Source organism: Collinsella sp. LCP19S3_F2 (genome assembly GCF_052121015.1).
Lineage (GTDB): Bacteria > Actinomycetota > Coriobacteriia > Coriobacteriales > Coriobacteriaceae > Collinsella.
Window position 1 is genome coordinate 1 of record NZ_JBQKFA010000021.1, and the last position, 2359, is coordinate 2359.

Consider the following 2359-nt stretch of genomic DNA (forward strand, 5'->3'; position numbering starts at 1 on the left):
AACTCCGCGAGAAGGTCAGCGACCGTCGCCGGGCCGGACACACCCGACGGCCAGGGGATAGCCACGTCCGGGGACACGAACCCCGTGTTCGGCGCGTCCGCCGCCGCCGTGGCGATGAACTCCGCACCCAGCGCGGGCATAACGTTCACCGTCACCTCCCCAGCCCATTCCTCACCGGCTGCGGTGATCATATCCACATCCTCCCGGACCGTGGCGATCCACTCCTTCACAGCAGCGGTGACGATACCGACGAGCTCGTCAGTCCCCCGGTTCGGCTCCGCGCTGAAACGACTACGCGCCACCATGATCACCCCCCGCCGTAACGGCCCGCAGCGGGGCACCAACATTCGAGCTAATCGGACGGTCCAACACGTTCTGCGGGAGGGTGAAACCCAGCACCTCCGCGAGGTAGGGGAACAACGACGGTGCCTTCGTCACCAACCGTTCCGCCAGGGCGCGGCGAGCCACATCCGAGTCCTTGTCGTCCGCGTCGTCCTCGCTGAACCCGAGTTCCCGGCGGAGCGCGGCAGCGGACAACACGCCACGGTCGAACGCATCCAATGCGGCCTGCGATTTATCCTGCTTCTGCGCCAACGCGGACATATCCGCCGCGACCGCGACACTCCCCGCTTCGCCCTCCGGCATGAACGGGCGCAGCACCGACTCGGTGAGACTGTCGCAAATGACCTCCACAAGCGGGCTAATGTGCTGCCGCAGCGCCGACTCGTCCACCAGGCCAGCGTTCCAGTGCGTCGAGTCGCCCATGCCGAGCAGCACCTCCGGGGGCACATCCAACGACAACGCTAGGCGGCGGATCGCCCGCTCCCGCGTGTCCACCGCCTTCGCTTCGATACCGGTGTCCAACGTCAAGTGACGGAACTGCGCCGCGTGCTCCGACGGAACCTTCACCACGATAGGGGTCACAGCGGCGGGCGAGTCCGGGTCGTCCTGCGCCGACTTCATTGTTGTGTAAAGACTCTTCGAGAACGAGGTCGCGTCGTCCTCTTGGGTCGGCATGGCCGGGCGTGGGGGAAGCCCCGGCGCGTCGGCGGCGCGGGGCGGTCGGCGGCGGGGGAGCTCCGCTTCGGCGGGGACAATCAGAATGCCGTTACCCGACACGCGCGACCGAGCAGCAGCCGCGATGATCCGATCCATCGCCCTGATCTCACGAAGCACCGGAAGAGCCGCCCGCACCGACGACCGCGATTCCGTCGGCTCGTTCGGGGACTTGATCCACACTTTGAACAACGACTCGGTGTCGTCGTTGATGATGTGCTTCTTCTCGCCCAGCTTGATCTCCCACTCGCCACGGATCGTTTTCGACACGTGATTCGTGGGGATCACCAACCACTGTTCCTCGCCCGTGTTGTCGTCGGTGATGATCGCGATGTAGAACTCGCCAACGACGGTGAGCAACGTCGCTGCGTGGCGCAGCAGCTCCGCTGTTCCCTCCGCACCGCCGCCGATATCGCGGACGATCTGCCGAGCCAGGCGGTTATCCGACGGGGAGTTGGTACGCCCAGTGTCGGGGTCCACATCCGCGGCGTACAAGCCCACCCGGGCGGCGGATGATCCGATCCACTGACACACCGCCGATAGCTCGCCGACGGTGTTATACATCTCCCAGGCTTCGGCCTGCCACGCGGTCTTTTTCTTATCGTCCTGAAACCCGCTGCTGTTGCTTTGCGGCACTCCGACTTCCATTTTCTTCACCGATGCGGTGAGACTGTTCAGGATGCCCACGGCTTACTCCCCCTTAGCGGTGTAGGCGGTGAACCCGTTGAGCCACGACATACCTGCGGCCATGCCGGGGATGCCCCACCACGCGGTGACGGGCCAGTCGCCGGGGACGGTGAGCCACGCGACGACGGCGAGGATGATCGCGACCCACACGCCGACGCACCAGGGGCAGTGGACGAAGTACGTCACTTGGGACTCGACTCCCCACCGGCGGAGGACGAAGTCTCGGAATGGCTGGAATATCTGGTCAGCCGTGATTAGCCGGGTGATGCGAGCGCCGAGCAGTGCGGCGCACACGATGATGATGACGTGGGCCATAGGGGGTCACTTCCTCTGATGATGGGTGAATGTAGCTCACGCTTAGACTATCAGCACCGGTCAGCCCACCAGTCCGCGTTGAACGTCGGCTAGGCGGCGGCGGAGTCGCCTATTCTCCGCACGGAGCTCGTCGGTGGTGGCGAGGATGTCCTGCAGCACCTCGAAGCCTTCCTCGTCCATGATCTTGCCGATCCGCCCCCGGTCGGCGGAGGTGAGCCGAGCATCCTCGGTCAGTGGTTTGCCACGGTTCATCCACGCGGCGGCGACGATACGCTTCGCCGTGGGGGACAGATCCGTGAAC

4 protein-coding genes are annotated in these 2359 nt (G+C 65.2%); all 4 read right to left on the reverse strand.

Features of this window, described 5'->3' with window-relative positions:
• Positions 1-305 (reverse strand): hypothetical protein (locus ACTQX9_RS09420; RefSeq protein WP_441541370.1); only part of this gene is annotated, 305 nt, incomplete at its 3' end.
• Positions 292-1743 (reverse strand): hypothetical protein, encoded by a 1452-nt coding sequence (locus tag ACTQX9_RS09425; protein WP_441031761.1) that lies wholly within the window; start codon positions 1741-1743, stop codon positions 292-294. The genes ACTQX9_RS09420 and ACTQX9_RS09425, both read right to left, overlap by 14 nt.
• Positions 1744-1746: 3 nt before the next feature.
• Positions 1747-1929: a hypothetical protein gene (locus tag ACTQX9_RS09430; RefSeq protein ID WP_441393995.1), complete on the reverse strand. Its 183-nt coding sequence runs from the start codon at positions 1927-1929 to the stop codon at positions 1747-1749.
• A gap of 189 nt (positions 1930-2118) precedes the next feature.
• On the reverse strand, positions 2119-2359 hold a 241-nt coding region (locus ACTQX9_RS09435; protein WP_441541372.1), incomplete at its 5' end, for a hypothetical protein.